The sequence below is a fragment of the Paracoccus sp. FO-3 genome, assembly GCF_006386455.1.
Lineage (GTDB): Bacteria > Pseudomonadota > Alphaproteobacteria > Rhodobacterales > Rhodobacteraceae > Paracoccus > Paracoccus versutus.
Window position 1 is genome coordinate 1 of sequence record NZ_VCBQ01000261.1, and the last position, 1,330, is coordinate 1,330.

General features: G+C 69.9%; 1 protein-coding gene. It reads left to right on the top strand.

What is annotated here, in order from left to right; all coding sequences use genetic code 11:
• Window positions 1–376: 376 nt before the first annotated feature.
• Entirely contained in the window at window positions 377–1,129 is a 753-nt protein-coding gene (locus FE811_RS26850) for an ABC transporter permease (RefSeq protein WP_036759960.1), read from the top strand.
• Window positions 1,130–1,330 lie beyond the last annotated feature (201 nt).

Consider the following 1,330-nt stretch of genomic DNA (forward strand, 5'->3'; position numbering starts at 1 on the left):
GACAGCCTCGGCCTCGGCCTGCCGCGGCAGGGCGGCGCCCGGCTGCCGGGTGGCGGGCTCGGCTGGCTGGCCGGCCTTGCCGCCGGCCGGTGTGGAGGGGGTGGTCACGGGCAGGTGCGCTTTCGCTGGTTTACCTTTCGGGCGCAGTTGTTACATATTGCCGCCCGTCCAGACCAGTGTTTGCGTTCACATGTCCGATACCGCCCCGGAAATCCGCCACCCCCAAGGCCCAGCCGGCCAGACCCGTGCCGGCCAGGCCCGTGCCGGCGAAAGCCCAGCCGGCGAAAGCCCACCCGACGAAAGCCATGCCGGCGCAGCCCATGCGGGCCCGACCCGCCGGCCGCAGCGCCCGTCGCGCAACGGGCCGCGCTTTCGCATGCCGCGCACCGTGGTGGCCCTGATGCTGCGCGAGATGGCCACCAGCTACGGCCGCTCGGCCGGCGGCTATGTCTGGGCGGTGCTCGAGCCGGTGCTGGGCGTGGCGCTTTTGTCGGTGCTGTTCAGCATGGCGCTGCGCAGCCCGGGCCTGGGCTCGAACTTCCCGCTGTTCTATGCCACCGGCTACCTGCCCTTTGCCATGTTCACCGACCTGGCCAACAAGACCGCCGCCTCGATCCGCTTCTCGCGGCCCTTCCTGGCCTATCCCAGCGTGACCTTCCTCGATGCGCTGCTGGCGCGGGTGGTGCTGAACGCGCTGACCCATGTCGCGGTGATCGCCATCGTGATCGGCGGCATCTTCCTGGCCTACCAGCTGCCGGGGCCGGTGGACATGGCCGGGGTCTTCGAGGCGCTGCTGCTGGTGGCGCTGCTGGGCACCGGGGTGGGGACGCTGAACTGCTACCTGATGAACGCCTTCCCGGTCTGGGAGCGGATCTGGCACATCCTGACCCGGCCGCTGTTCCTGATCTCGGGGGTGATCTTCCTTTACGACATGATGCCGGTCCGGGCGCAGGACCTGCTGTGGTACAACCCGCTGATCCATTGCACCGGGCTGATGCGCCGCGGCTTTTACGCCACCTACGAGGCCAGCTATATCAGCCAGGCCTATGTGGTCGCCATCGCCCTGGTCTTCCTGCTCGCCGGCCTCGCCCTGCTCGAGAGAAACCACCAGAAACTCCTCGAAAGATGATGCGCGGGGGCGGCGTCGCCCCGGCCCCCCGCCTTCCATGATCCGGGCCGTGACGCACGCCATGTCCTGTGCCGTGCCCTCGCCGCCCAGGGCCGGATCGGAAGGCGCACCAGGCAGGCGCGCAGGCATCGGCCCCGCCGAGAGCACGAACCCATCGGCCCCAGGCCCGCCGGCACGGCAGAGCATCGGGAGTATCTCGGC